The organism is Streptomyces sp. NPDC055140, from assembly GCF_053607285.1.
This window is the reverse complement of record NZ_JBSGTG010000018.1, coordinates 53,153-66,586: the sequence shown is the minus strand read 5'-3', so window position 1 is coordinate 66,586 and position 13,434 is coordinate 53,153. Positions and strand designations below refer to the sequence as shown.

The following is a 13,434-nucleotide window of genomic DNA, read 5'->3' as shown; positions in this document are numbered from 1 at the left end:
CCGCCGCGCACCCCCTGCCCCGCCCGCGCGGTCACCCGTGCCAGGACCGCCACAGCGCCGCGTACGCACCGTCGGCCGCGACCAGCTGGTCGTGGCTGCCGAGTTCCCTGATCCGGCCCTCCTCGACCACAGCGATCACATCCGCGTCGTGCGCGGTGTGCAGCCGGTGGGCGATCGCGACGACCGTGCGGCCGTCCAGGACCCTGCCGAGCGAACGCTCCAGGTTCCTCGCTGCCCGAGGATCGAGCAGCGAGGTCGCCTCGTCCAGGACCAGGGTGTGCGGATCGGCGAGGACCAGGCGTGCCAGGGCGATCTGCTGCGCCTGCGCCGGGGTCAGCGCCACCGCGCCCGAGCCCACCTCGGTGTCGAGGCCCCCGTCGAGCGCCCGCGCCCAGCCGTCCGCGTCGACCGCTCCGAGAGCCGTCCACAGCTCGGCGTCCTCGGCCCCGGTGCGCGCGAGCCGCAGATTGTCGCGCAGGGAGCCGACGAACACGTGGTGCTCCTGGTTGACCAGCGCCACATGCGAGCGCACGCGCTCGGCGGGCATCCGGGAGAGCTCGGCGCCCCCCAGCGTGACCTGCCCGGAGCGCGGCGCGTAGATCCCGGCGAGCAGCCGGCCGAGCGTGGACTTGCCCGCTCCCGACGGCCCGACCAGCGCGAGCCGGGTCCCGGGCCGCACGTCGAGGGACACCTGGCGCAGCACGTCGACGCCCGCCCGGTACCCGAAGTGGACGTCGTCGGCCTGCACGTGCCGGCCGTCCGGCGCCACCGAGGCGTCGCCCGCGTCCGGCTCGATGTCCCTGACCCCCACGAGCCGGGCCAGCGACACCTGGGCGACCTGGAGCTCGTCGTACCAGCGCAGGATCAGGCCCAGCGGGTCGACCAGCATCTGGGCGATGAGCGCGCCCGTGGTCAGCTGCCCGACGCCGATCCAGCCCTGGAGTGCGAAGACACCACCGATCAGGAGCACCGAGCACAGCACCGTCACATGGGTGGCGTTGATGACCGGGAAGAGCACCGAGCGCAGATAGAGCGTGTAGCGCTCCCACGCCGTCCATTCCTTGACCCGCCGGTCGGACATGGCCACGCGGCGGTCGCCGAGCCGGTGCGCCTCGATGGTGCGCCCGGCGTCGACGGTCTCCGCGAGGGCCGCGGCCACCGCGGCGTAGCCGGCGGCCTCCGAGCGGTAGGCGGACGGGGCCCGCTTGAAGTACCAGCGGCAGCCGACGACGAGCAGCGGTACCGCGACGAGGACCGCCGGGGCCAGTGGCGGAGCGGTCACGGCGAGACCGCCGAGGAGCAGCCCCACCCACACGACGCCGATGGACAACTGGGGAACGGCCTCGCGCATCGCGTTGGCGAGCCGGTCGATGTCGGTGGTGATACGGGAAAGGAGGTCACCGGTACCGGCCCGTTCGAGCACGCCGGGCGGCAGGCCGACCGCTCGTACGAGGAAGTCCTCGCGCAGGTCCGCCAGCATCCGCTCGCCGAGCATCGCGCCCCGCAGCCGCACCTGCCGCACGAACACGGCCTGGAGGACGAGCGCGACGACGAACACGGCGATGGTGCTGCCCAGATGCTCCACGCGCAGCCGGTCCGTACCGTCGGAGACGTCCTGGACCAGGGCGCCGAGCAGATAGGGGCCGACCATCGACGCCACGACGGCGATCGTGTTCACGCCGATGAGCAGCAGGAACGCGCGGTGGTGCCGCTGGTACAGCTCGCGGACGTAGGACCGGACGGTAGCCGGGGCGCCGACGGGCAGGGTGTTCGCCGTGGTCGGAGCCGCCGGGTCGTAGGCCGGTGGCGCCAGGCCGATCATGCCGTCTCCTCGATCTCGGTGAGTTCTTCGATGCCGGCGTCGCCGATGCCCGGCTCGGCGCGCAGAGAGGTGCCGGCGTTCCGGGACAGGGCCGCCGACGCCGCCTCCTCGTCGGTCTCGCGGGTCACGACGGCCCGGTACCGGGGCTCGGTGAGCACCAGCTCCCGGTGCTCGCCGACCGCCGCGACCGTGCCCTCGTGGATCAGGACGACCCGGTCCGCGCGGTCGAGCAGCAGCGGTGACGAGGTGAGCACGACGGTCGTGCGCCCGCTGCGCAGCGCCCGTAGGCCCTCGGCGATCCTGGCCTCGGTGTGGGAGTCGACGGCGGACGTCGGCTCGTCGAGGACCAGCGCCTCCGGGTCGGTGACCAGGGACCGCGCAAGAGCGAGCCGCTGCCGCTGGCCTCCGGAGAGGGAACGGCCGCGCTCGGTGATCCGCGCGTTCATCGGGTCGTTGTCAAGGGACGCCTGCGAGAGCGCGTCCAGCACGTCGGCGCACTGTGCCGCGGTCAGCGCCTCCTCGGGACGCACGGATCCCGAGGACGGGACGTCGAGCAGTTCGGTGAGCGTGCCCGACAGCAGCACCGGGTCCTTGTCCTGGACGAGCACGGCGGTGCGGGCTGTGTCGAGCGGCAGCTCGTCGAGCGGCACCCCGCCGAGCAGCACGGAGGGCAGGGCGGTGACAGACGTTGTCGGCTTGTCAGGGTCGCTTCCGGAGCCGGAATCCGAATCCGAATCCGAGCCGGACCCTGACCCGGCACCCGAACCCGAACCGGTCCCGGTGTCCGCCTCCGTGGGGTGCCCGCCGAGTCGGTCTGCGAGTCGGCCCGCGAGGTCAGGATCGCCGCACACCACGGCGGTGAGCCGGCCCGCGGGGGCCAGCAGCCCCGTCACCGGGTCGTACAGGTCACCGGCCGGTGTCTCTGCGGCGCGGAGTCCGCCCGGCTCCGTGACCCGTTCGAGGGAGAGGACGCGCGCCGCGCGCTGGGCCGAGGGGCGCGAGAAGGAGTACGCCATGGCGATCTCCTCGAAGTGCCGCAACGGGTAGTTGAGGATCATCACGGCGCTGTACACGGTGACGAGTTCACCGACGGTGATCCGGCCCTGGCGGGCCAGCTCGATGCCGTACCAGACGACCGCGATCAGCAGCAGGCCCGGCAGCAGCACCTGGACCGCGGAGATCAGGGACCACATGCGCGCGCTGCGCACGGCGGCCGTACGGACCTCCTGTGAGGCGCGGCGGTAGCGGTCGAGGAACAGTTCCTCGCCGCCGATGCCGCGCAGGACACGCAGTCCCGCGACGGTGTCCGAGGCGAGTTCCGTGGCGCGGCCCGCCTTGTCGCGCTGCTGGTCGGCGCGGCGGGTGGCGCGGGGGAGGAGCGGCAGGACGGCGAGCGCGAGGACCGGCATGCCGACGGCGACGACGATGCCGAGCGCCGGCTGGTAGAGGACCAGCCCGACGCAGACCACGACGACGGTGAGCGCGGCGGCGGCGAAACGCGACAGCGCCTCGACGAACCAGCCGATCTTCTCGACGTCGCCCGTGGAGACGGCGACGACCTCACCGGCGGCGACCCGCCGGGTCAGCGCGGCGCCCAAGGCCGCCGTCCTTCGGGCGAGGAGCTGCTGGACCCGGGCCGCCGCGGTGATCCAGTTGGTGACCGCCGTCCGGTGCAGCATCGTGTCGCCGAGGGCCAGCGCGACGCCGAGAAGCAGGATGAGCCCGCCCGCGAGGGCGAGCCGTGAGCCTGAGCCGTCGACCACGGCCTGCACGGCGAAGCCGACACCGTAGGGAAGGGAGGCGACGGACAGGAAGTGCAGGAGTCCCCAGCAGAGGGACTTGAGCTGGCCGCCGAGTTGGTTCCGGCCGAGCCAGAGAAGGAAGCGGGGGCCGGAGCGGGCATCCGGCAGGCCCGGGTCGGGATACGGAAGATCGTGGATCTGCATGGTGTCCCAGGGCTTGGAAGGGGAGTGCGAAGTAGGGGGTACGGACGGAACAAACCGTGCAAGGTTCGCGGGATTCAGGCACCGGAGGCAAACGGTTTTCCGCCGTGGGGCAAAGTTTCGGCCCGTGTTCGACGCCGGGGGCAGGGCCGGTCGGGGGCACCTGGTGCGTGGTGCGACCATGGACCGCATGCGTAACGCGGGTGCGGTTCGAACGGCGGTCGCTGCGGCGGCCTGCAGCGTCCTTCTCATGGCCCTGTCCGCCTGCGGCGGTTCGAGCGGGGGCGACGGGACCGAGCGCAAGGCCGGGTCGGGCCCGGCCGACACTCGGCAGGAGGACCGCCCGGCCGCCGACCTCAAGCGCATTCCCGACGTCGGGGACCAGCTCCAGTCGAAGATCCCGCAGAACACGGAACAGGTCGTCGCGGTCTACGGCGACGCCAAGAACTCCGGTGACTCGACCGTCGTGCTCTACACGAAGTCCGGTTCCACCTGGGACAAGACGCGCAGCTGGCCCGCCCACAACGGCAAGAAGGGCTGGACCGCCGACCACCGCGAGGGCGACAAGCGAAGCCCCATAGGAGTGTTCACGCTCACCGACGCGGGCGGTGTGCTCGGTGACCCGGGAGCGAAGCTGCCGTACACGCAGGCCGCGTCGTTCCAGGCCCCGCACTACTGGGCCAAGTCGCACTGGCACGACTTCGACTACGTCATCGCCATCGACTACAACCGCGTGAAGGGCACCGCGCCGAACGACCCGACCCGGCCCGAGGGGCAGACCAAGGGCGGCAGCATCTGGCTCCACATGGATCACGGCAGCGGCACGTCGGCGTGCGTGAGCCTGTCGAAGTCCGGCATGGAGTACCTACTGCGCACGATCGACCCCAAGCAGCACCCGGTCGTGGTGATGGGCGACAAGGCGTCACTGAAGAGCTGAAGAGCTGACGCGTCGCCCGGCGATGGCACGGGCTGTTGCGGGGGCCGCGTCCGCCCCGTACAACACCCCTCATGAGAAGACGCGTCATGTCCATGCTGGCCGCGGTGACCCTCGCGGCCGCTGCCCTGGCCGGCCAGGCCACCGCCGCCTCCGCGGAAGCCCGTCCCGCAGAGGCCTCCGCCGACAGCCATCCCGCCGCTCCCCAACCCGCCGACCCGCCAACAGAGTTCGGCACCGACTGGCACGACCCGATCACCGCCACGCCGCCGGTGGCCAAGCCCGCCACCAAGTCCTGCCGCGTGACGCTCGCGGAGACCGAGTTCCGTGACTTCACGCCCTACAAGGGCAGTTACACTCCGCCCAAGGGCTGCGGCGACCGGTGGAGCAAGGTCGTCCTGCGCCTCGAGGGCAAGGTCAAGGGGCGGCAGTTCGACCGTCTCGGCTATCTGCACATCGGTGGCGTGGAAGTCCTGCGCACCTCCACTCCCGAGCCCTCGCCCGACGGCATCGCCTGGAATGTGGAAAAGGACGTCACCCGCTACAGCGACACCCTGCGGGCCGACCAGCCGGTCGAGATGCTCATAGGCAACGTTGTCGACGACACGTACACCGGCGTCATCGAGGTCAAGGCAACCCTCACTTTCTACGCCGCCGAGCCGCACGCGAAGCGTCAGCCCGCCACGGACACTCCCGACCGCGTACTCACCCTTGACCAGGGCAGACTCACCACCCCGCGCAACAGCGAGCGCATCGTCGCCGAGGTGTACGCCACCGGATCCGGCGGCGGCTGCGAGGAGTTCTGGTACCTGGCGGTGCCGAACGAGGTCCCGTACTCGTGCAAGGCGGACGGCGGCCCGTACCGCGAGGTGCAGATCTCCGTGGACGGCCAACTCGCGGGCATCGCCTCGCCGTTCCCGAACGTCTGGACGGGCGGCTGGTCCAACCCCTTCCTCTGGTACGTGATTCCGGCCCCCGGAGCCTTCGACGTGCGGCCCCTGCAGTACGACCTGACGCCGTTCGCCGGACTCCTCGACGACGGCCGTCCGCACCAGGTAGACGTCTCCGTCGTGGGTGTCCCGAAGGGCCAGAGCGGCTGGAGCGCCCCGGTCAACGTGCTCGTCTGGCAGGACGGCGGGAGTGCGCGCGTCACCGGCGCGCTGACCGGCCACAAGGAGAGCGAGCCCGACAGCTCGACGACGTACACGCCCGGCACGGACGAGTACCGCCTCGACGCGAAGGGAGGGCACAGGCTGACGGTGTCCGGCTACGTGAACACCTCGCACGGCCGCGTCGCCACCACCGTCACCCGCGATCTCACCAGCACGTCCACGCACCGCTGGACCGACGGCGAGAACAACGACGCGCTGAAGGGGACTTGGACCGACCGTCAGAACGTTGTCTCCGGCCGTCACACCCTTCGTACGAACCGGACCTACACGATGGACGGCGCCACCACGCTCGACGCGGACAACCGGCTGCGGACCGTGATCGAGCTCGGTGACCGGGCGGAGACGGGACGGGCCACGGGCGCGGGCCGCGCGGCGTGGACGGTGCTCGACGACACCTACACGGGCGACGCCTCGTACACGGCGAACGTTCCGCGTGACGAACGGCACGCTGTGGGCACCAGTCGTGAGCGATACCGTCTGACCAGCCCCAATGGCTGTTACGACCGAGAGCTGAATACGGCACAGGGTGCGCTGACGGTGGACCGCAGGCGCTGCTGAGGGGCGCGGCGGCAGGCGCGGGCGCTCAGGCCTTGGAGCAATATCCAAGATTTACGCCGATGTGACATCGGGGTCTTCTACGGGAGCCGCCACTCCGACATAGTGACGCTTCGCGGAACAGAAATTGGAATCCAGTTTCCGCATAGCAGAATCCGCACAAGTCACTGACGTTGCTCCGGAGGAATGCCCCGTGCCGCAGTCCGTACCGTCCCTGCCGCGACGCGCCGCACGCGTTCTAAGTACCTCATTGTTCGCGCAGGTCGCCTGCGCACTCGTGATCGGAGTCGTCGTCGGACGGCTGTGGCCCCACGCGGGCACAGCCGTCCAACCGCTCGGCGACGGCTTCGTACGTCTCATCAAGGCGATGATCGCGCCCCTTGTCTTCTGCGTGGTCGTCGCCGGAATCACCAAGGCCGGTGACCTCAAGGCCTTCGGCCGCATCGGGCTCAAGGCGCTCCTCTGGTTCGAGGTGGCGACGACCGTCGCCCTCGTCGTCGGACTGCTCGCCGGAAACCTGGCCGGCCCCGGCGTCGGAATGAACGTCGACCCGTCCAAGCTGGACGCGTCCGCCGTGGAGGACAAGACCGGCGGCGGCTCGCTCCCGTCGACCGGCGACTTCATCCTGCACTCGCTCCCCGACAGCGCCGTCGGCGCCTTCGCCGAGAATTCGCTGCTCCAAGTGCTCGTCCTCGCCTGCCTCGTGGGCGCCGCGCTGCTGCATCTCGGCAACACCAAGGTCCCCGCGATCCTGCCCGCCATCGAACAGGGCCAGGAAGTGGTCTTCGCCGTCGTCGGCTTCATCATGAAGCTGGCCCCGCTCGCCGTGTTCGGTGCGACGGCGCACCTGGTGGGGGAGTACGGCCTCGGCGCCCTGTCGACGTACGGCAAGCTCATCGGTGTCTGTTACGCCGTCGCCGTGGTCTTCCTCGTGCTCCTCGGCCTCGCCATGAAGGCGGTCACCGGACTGAGCCTGTGGAAGTTCGTCCGCTACACGCGCGAGGAACTGCTCCTCGCCCTCGGCACCGCCTCCAGTGAGACGGTCATGCCCCGCATGATGCAGAAGCTGCGCCACGCCGGCTGCCGCGACGACGCCGTGGGCCTGGTCCTGCCGACGGGGTACTCGTTCAACCTCGACGGGGCGTCGATCTATCTCTCCATCGGTACGTTGTTCATCGCGCAGGCTGTCGGCGTGGACCTCTCGCTCGGCCAGCAGATCACTGTGGTGATCGTCCTGATGCTCACCAGCAAGGGCATGGCGGGGGTGCCCGGTTCGGCCTTCCTCGCCCTGTCGGCCACCGCGTCCGCACTCGGGGTCATCCCGGCGGGTGCCGTCGCCCTGCTGCTCGGCGTCGACCGGATCATGGACGCCATGCGCGTCTCCACGAACCTGCTCGGCAACTGCGTGGCCGTCTTCGTGGTCTCCCGCTGGGAGGGCGCGCTCGACACGGCCAAGGCCAAGAAGGTGCTGGGCGGCGAGATCCCGTTCGTACCGGAGGAGGACCGCGACGAGCCGGTAAAGTCTCCGGAACTCGCGAAGCCTCAGGACTCCAAGTCCGCTTCGGAGACAGTGGGTTGAGTCCGAGCGGGGGCCCGGAACGCGCGCGCGTGTTCCGGGCCCCCGCGTCGTCAGGCCCCCTCGGGCTTCTCGGAATCCACCCCCGGGCGCGCCTTCTTCCACATCCCGCGCGTGAAGTCGGGGATCGCCTGAGGCGCACCCTTCGCCTTGATGGACAAGTGGCTCAGCGGCACCGGGGACGTCCACGTAGCGGCGTCGTACACGTCGAAGTCCGGTACCAGGCCCACCCGCAGACACTGCATCAGACGGAACACCATGATGTAGTCCATGCCGCCGTGGCCGCCCGGCGGATTGGAGTGCTCCTTCCACAGCCAGTGGTCGAAGTCGGTGTACTTGGAGAAGTCACCCCAGGAGTCGTTCGTGTGGTCCGGCTCTATATAGATCCGCTCCGGGTAGTCCTCGAACACACCCTTCGTACCGCCGAGGCTGTTGATCCGCGAGTAGGGGTGGGGCGTGGACACATCGTGTTCGAGCCGGATGACGCGCCCCTTCGCCGTCTGGACCAGGCTGATGGTGCGGTCGGACTCGATGTACGTCTCCTTCCAGCTCGGGTCGCCCTCCGGCATGTGGGCCTCGCGGTACTGGGCGAGGCCCAGCGAGGGCGTGCCGAAGCTGGAGATGTGCGTGACGCGGTCACCGCGGTTGATGTCCATGTAGTTGGCGACCGGGCCGAAACCGTGGTTGGGGTACAGATCGCCCCGCAGCCGCGTGTGCCACAGGCGCCGCCACGGGCCCTCGTAGTAGTGGGGGTCGAACATCAGGCCGCGCAGGTCGTGGTTGTAGGCGCCCGCTCCGTGCAGCAGGTCGCCGAACTTGCCGGCGTGCGCCATCCGCAGGACCCGCATCTCGTTCCTGCCGTAACAGCAGTTCTCCAGCTGCATGCAGTGCCTGCGGGTGCGCTCGGAGAGATCGACCAACTCCCAGAGCTGGTCGAGCTGGAGGGCGATCGGACACTCCACACCGACGTGCTTGCCGTTCAGCATCGCCGTCTTCGCCATTTCGAAGTGCCAGTCCCAGGGCGTCGCCGCGTACACGAAGTCGATGTCGCCCCGCTTGCACAGGTTCTCGAAGTCGTGATCGCCCTTGGTGTACGTCGCCGGGGCGGGCTGCCCCGCCGCCGTCACCTTGGCCGCCGCACTCGCGGTCTTGTCCTTCACCGGGTCGCAGAGCGCGACCACTTGGACCCCGGGGATCGCCAGGAACAGATCGATCATGCTGCCGCCGCGGTTGCCGAGCCCGATGATGCCGACCCGCACGGTGGAACGCCCCTCGAAGGGCACGCCGACCATGGTCTCGCCCTTCCGGGCCGGAGCCTCGGAGGCCGTCGCCCCGGCCTGCCCGGTACCGCTGCGCCCGGCCTCGGCGGGCCCGCCGGCGGCCTGTGCCGTGCCACCGGTGAACGCGCCGAGCCCGAGCCCCGCCCCGGCGATGCCGGCGGTCCGCAGGACGGACCTGCGGGACTGCCCGGCGGTGTCGTCTTCGGGGTGCTCGGGGTGCTCGTGGCTCGCGTCGGGTGCCGGTGTCGCGTTGTCGTCGTGCATCGGACCTCCATCGATGGGTGGGTGCGCTGCAAGCGCTTGCCACCCTGGAGGGGGACGACACGGGGGCGCAAGGGGCGGAAGCGGTCAGGGAGTTGGACTTTCTTTACGGACTCTTTGGGACTCATGGGTAGCGGGGAGGCGTCCACGCTCTCGCACATCCCGCGTGGCGGCATGCTTCACTGCCGCCCCATTGGGGGATCCCGACCGCCGCGTTCGCCGCCGCGCAGCTTGCCGCGGTCCCCGCCCATGGGAGGGGACCCGGTCCACGAGCATGGCCCTGGACTCCGGGTCCACGTCTTGCGGGCGGACGGCCGGAATGTGGCGACAGGCCCTGAAACTCGGTATCCACGCCCCAGGGACGGGCGGGCGGACGACGCGAACGCGGCGCGACAGACCCTAGGGACGCGTCGCGCGCTCCAGCTCCACGATCACGGAGTAATAGCTGCGGCCCGTCGCGTGATCCATGCCCACCTCGCACATCCGGTTCGCCGACAGATGCGCGTCGAAGTCACGGGCGGTCACCTCGGCCGCCTCCTTGCGGGTGGCCGATTCGGTGAGTTCCTTGTGGAGCATGCCCCGGTCGCCCGCGAAGGCGCAGCACCCCGCGTCGTCCGGGACGACGACCTCGTCGGCGCAGGCCTCGGCGACGGCCCGCAACTGCGCCACATCGCCCAGGTGTTCCATGGAACACGTCGGATGAAGGACCGCCGAACCGACCGTCCGGTGCACCGTCAGATGCGGCAGCAGCTCGTCAGCGGCCCACACGATCGAGTCGACGATCTTGAGCTCGTTGTGCAACTCCCTGTTGTCGTCCGTCAGATAGGGGACGACCTCATGGGCGATGCCGAGCGTGCACGACGAGGCGTCGACGACAAGCGGCAGTCTGCCGCCGGCGGTCCAGCCCCAGGCCGCTTCGACGATCCGGTTGGCCATGACGATGTTGCCCTCGTCGTAGCCTTTCGAGTGCCAGATCGTGGCGCAGCACGTCCCCGCGACATCGTCCGGAATCCAGACCGACCGCCCCGCGCGCGCGGAGACGGCGACCATGGCCTGCGCGAGGGACACGTCCCCCGGGGTGCCGAAGATGCGGTTGACGCAGGCCGGGTAGTAGACCGCGGCGGCCCCCACGCGCGCTGTGTGCGGCAGCTTCCGGGCGGCGGCAGCAGGAATCTCCGGCAGCCACTCCGGTACGAGGTCGGGGCGGACGGCCTTGCGGGCGGCCTGGGTCACGGAGGTCAGGAGCCGGTCGCCGATCTTGCCGGCGGCCGCCACGGCGAGCCGCGCCGACGCCTCCACGGCCTTGAAGTTCTTCGCCGTGAACGCGGCCACCTTCTCCTCGCGCGGGGTGTGCCGCGCGTGCCGGAACTCCTTCATGAAGGCGCCCGTGTCGATGCCGACCGGACACGCCAGTTTGCAGGTCGAGTCGCCCGCGCACGTGTCCACCGCGTCGTACCCGTACGCCTCGACGAGCCCGTCCTCGACCGGCGAACCGGACGGCTGGCGCATCATCTCGCGGCGCAGGACGATGCGTTGGCGGGGCGTGGTCGTCAGGTCCTCGCTGGGACACGTCGGTTCACAGAAGCCGCACTCGATGCACGGGTCGGCGATCAGCTCCACCTTGGGGATCGTCTTGAGGCCGCGCAGATGGGCCTTGGGATCGCGGTCGAGGACGATACGCGGCGCGAGGACGCCGTCCGGGTCGATGACCTGCTTGGTGCGCCACATCAACTCCGTGGCCTTCGCTCCCCATTCGAGCTCCAGGAACGGCGCGATGTTGCGCCCCGTGGCGTGCTCGGCCTTGAGTGAACCGTCGAAGCGCTCGACGGTGAGGCGGCAGAACTCGTCCATGAACGCCGCGTACCGCTCGACGTCCTCGGGCCTGCCCGCGTCGAAGGCGAGCAGGAAGTGCAGATTGCCGTGCGCCGCATGACCGGCGACGGCTGCGTCGAAGCCGTGCCGCGTCTGGAGTTCGAGGAGCGCCTCGCACGCCTCGGCCAGGCGCGACGGCGGCACCGCGAAGTCCTCGGTGATCAGCGTCGTCCCGGAGGGGCGCGATCCGCCGACCGCCGTCACGAACGCCTTGCGGGCCTTCCAGTAGCCGCCGATCGTCTTCGCGTCCCGCGTGAACGCGTTGGTCACCGAGGCCACGGGCGCCACCAGTTCGAGCCCGTCCAGCACCTCGGCGGCCGCCGTCTCGTAACGCTCCTGGGCGGGCTCGTCCGGCGCGCGGAACTCCACCAGGAGCGCCGTCGTCGACTTGGGCAGGCGCGCCCAGTCGGCGGGCACCCCCTCCACACGCACCGAGGCCCGCAGCGTATTGCCGTCCATCACCTCGACGGCGATCGCGCCCGCCTCGTTGAACAGCGGGACCGCCGCTGCCGCGGCGGGCAACGAGGGGAAGAACAGCAGCGCCGTGGACACCTTCCGGTCGAGGGGCAGCGTGTCGAAGACGACCTCGGAGATGAAGCCGAAAGTCCCCTCGGACCCCACCATGAGGCCGCGCAGGATCTCCACCGGGGTGTCGCCGTCCAGGAACGCGTCCAGGCGGTAGCCGTTGGTGTTCTTGATCTCGTACTTGGCGCGGATACGGGCGACCAGCTCCGCGTCGGCCTCGATCTCGCCCTTGATCTCCAACAGGCCCACGCACAGCGCCGGTTCCGCGTGCTCGAGCAGTGCGTCCGCGTCGGGGTCGGCCGTGTCCACCACGGTGCCCGAGGGCAGGACGAAGGTGAGCGAGGCGACCGTGCGGTACGAGTTCCTGGTGGTGCCCGCCGTCATGCCCGAGGCGTTGTTCGCGACGACCCCGCCGATGGTGCAGGCGATCGCGCTGGCCGGGTCCGGGCCGAGCACGCGCCCGTGCCGCGCGAGCGTCACGTTGGCACGCACGACCGTCGTGCCCGGGCCGATCCTGGCCCGCTCGCCGGCACCGATGACCTCGATGCCCGCCCAGTGCTTGCGGACGTCCACGAGAATGTCCTCGCCCTGCGCCTGCCCGTTCAGCGACGTGCCCGCCGCGCGGAAGACCACCTCGCGGCCCTTGCCGTGCGCGTACGACAGGATGGCCGACACGTCGTCGATGTCCTCGGCGACCACCACGACCTGCGGCACGAAACGGTAGGGACTCGCGTCAGACGCGTACCGCACGAGGTCCGAGATGTGCGTGAGGACCTTGTCCGCCCCCAGGAGCCCGGACAGCTCGGAACGCAGCGGTTCCGGGGTCCCGCCGGCCTGCGCGTCCGGCACCCGGTCGGGCGCCGGGCCTCCCGCGTGCGGTCCCGGGCGCAGCGCTTCCGGCTTCGGCTCCAGCAGGGGCATGCCTCTCCAACCTCTCCTCGGCGGCTGTCGGCCCGGGGCTAACAGCGGTGGTCGTACGGCGTCTCGAACAGCGCGTTCAGCAGGACGCCCAGCTGGGCGCGCTGGTCGGTGCTCAATGGAGCCAGGATGTCCTCTGCGGCGGTCCTGCGCGCGCTGCGCAGCTCGCGCAGCGCCTTGCGGCCCTGTTCGGTGAGTTCGATGCGGATCACCCTGCGGTTCGTGGGATCGGGCACCCGGCGCACCAGGTCGGCCGTCTCCAGGCCGTCGACCAGGGTCGTCACGGCCCGGGGCACGACTTCGAGGCGCTCGGCGAGGTCGGCCATGCGTGGCGGTGTGTCGTAGTGCACGAGGGTGCGCAGGAGCCGGGACTGGGCGGGCGTGATCCCGACCGGCTCCAGATAGCGCTTCTGGATCCGCTGCAGCCGCCGGGTCAGCCGGAGCAGCTGTTCCGCGAGAAGGCCGTCGGCGTCCGGGGTACTCATGTGCGGAACAATATCAGGACCTTGTGCATTGTGAGTATAGGTAACAATGAGCTATGCTCCCTGAGACCTTGAATCGCCACTCGTAGGAGGC

The 13,434-nt window shown here is 70.4% G+C and carries 8 protein-coding genes; 3 read left to right on the top strand and 5 right to left on the bottom strand.

Annotation, left to right across the window (positions count from 1 at the left end):
- Positions 1 to 31: 31 nt before the first annotated feature.
- Positions 32 to 1,822, bottom strand: a complete 1,791-nt coding sequence (locus tag ACWFR4_RS29815) for an ABC transporter ATP-binding protein (RefSeq protein WP_453655401.1) — start codon at positions 1,820 to 1,822, stop codon at positions 32 to 34.
- Positions 1,819 to 3,768, bottom strand: a complete 1,950-nt coding sequence (locus tag ACWFR4_RS29810) for an ABC transporter transmembrane domain-containing protein (protein WP_453655400.1) — start codon at positions 3,766 to 3,768, stop codon at positions 1,819 to 1,821. Before ACWFR4_RS29810 ends, ACWFR4_RS29815 begins: the two co-directional genes overlap by 4 nt.
- Positions 3,769 to 4,015: 247 nt before the next feature.
- Between ACWFR4_RS29810 and ACWFR4_RS29805 the strand changes: the two genes are divergently transcribed.
- From ACWFR4_RS29805 to ACWFR4_RS29795, 3 genes are all read left to right on the top strand, one after another.
- Positions 4,016 to 4,702, top strand: coding sequence for a L,D-transpeptidase family protein (locus ACWFR4_RS29805; protein ID WP_453655399.1), 687 nt, complete (start codon positions 4,016 to 4,018; stop codon positions 4,700 to 4,702).
- 71 nt (positions 4,703 to 4,773) lie between these two features.
- Complete coding sequence (locus tag ACWFR4_RS29800) at positions 4,774 to 6,429, top strand: peptide-N4-asparagine amidase (protein WP_453655398.1); 1,656 nt, start codon at positions 4,774 to 4,776, stop codon at positions 6,427 to 6,429.
- Positions 6,430 to 6,619: 190 nt separating this feature from the next.
- Complete coding sequence (locus ACWFR4_RS29795) at positions 6,620 to 8,005, top strand: cation:dicarboxylate symporter family transporter (RefSeq protein WP_453655397.1); 1,386 nt, start codon at positions 6,620 to 6,622, stop codon at positions 8,003 to 8,005.
- Between the two features lie 50 nt (positions 8,006 to 8,055).
- Here ACWFR4_RS29795 and ACWFR4_RS29790 read toward each other — a convergent pair whose 3' ends face one another.
- The 3 genes from ACWFR4_RS29790 to ACWFR4_RS29780 form a co-directional block, all read right to left on the bottom strand.
- The gene (locus tag ACWFR4_RS29790; protein WP_453655396.1) at positions 8,056 to 9,546 is read right to left on the bottom strand and encodes a Gfo/Idh/MocA family protein; all 1,491 of its coding nucleotides are present in this window, start codon (positions 9,544 to 9,546) and stop codon (positions 8,056 to 8,058) included.
- Between the two features lie 396 nt (positions 9,547 to 9,942).
- On the bottom strand, positions 9,943 to 12,861 hold the full coding sequence (locus ACWFR4_RS29785) for an FAD-binding and (Fe-S)-binding domain-containing protein (RefSeq protein WP_453459845.1): 2,919 nt from the start codon (positions 12,859 to 12,861) through the stop codon (positions 9,943 to 9,945).
- Between the two features lie 38 nt (positions 12,862 to 12,899).
- On the bottom strand, positions 12,900 to 13,343 hold the full coding sequence (locus ACWFR4_RS29780; protein WP_453459848.1) for a MarR family winged helix-turn-helix transcriptional regulator: 444 nt from the start codon (positions 13,341 to 13,343) through the stop codon (positions 12,900 to 12,902).
- Positions 13,344 to 13,434: the final 91 nt, after the last annotated feature.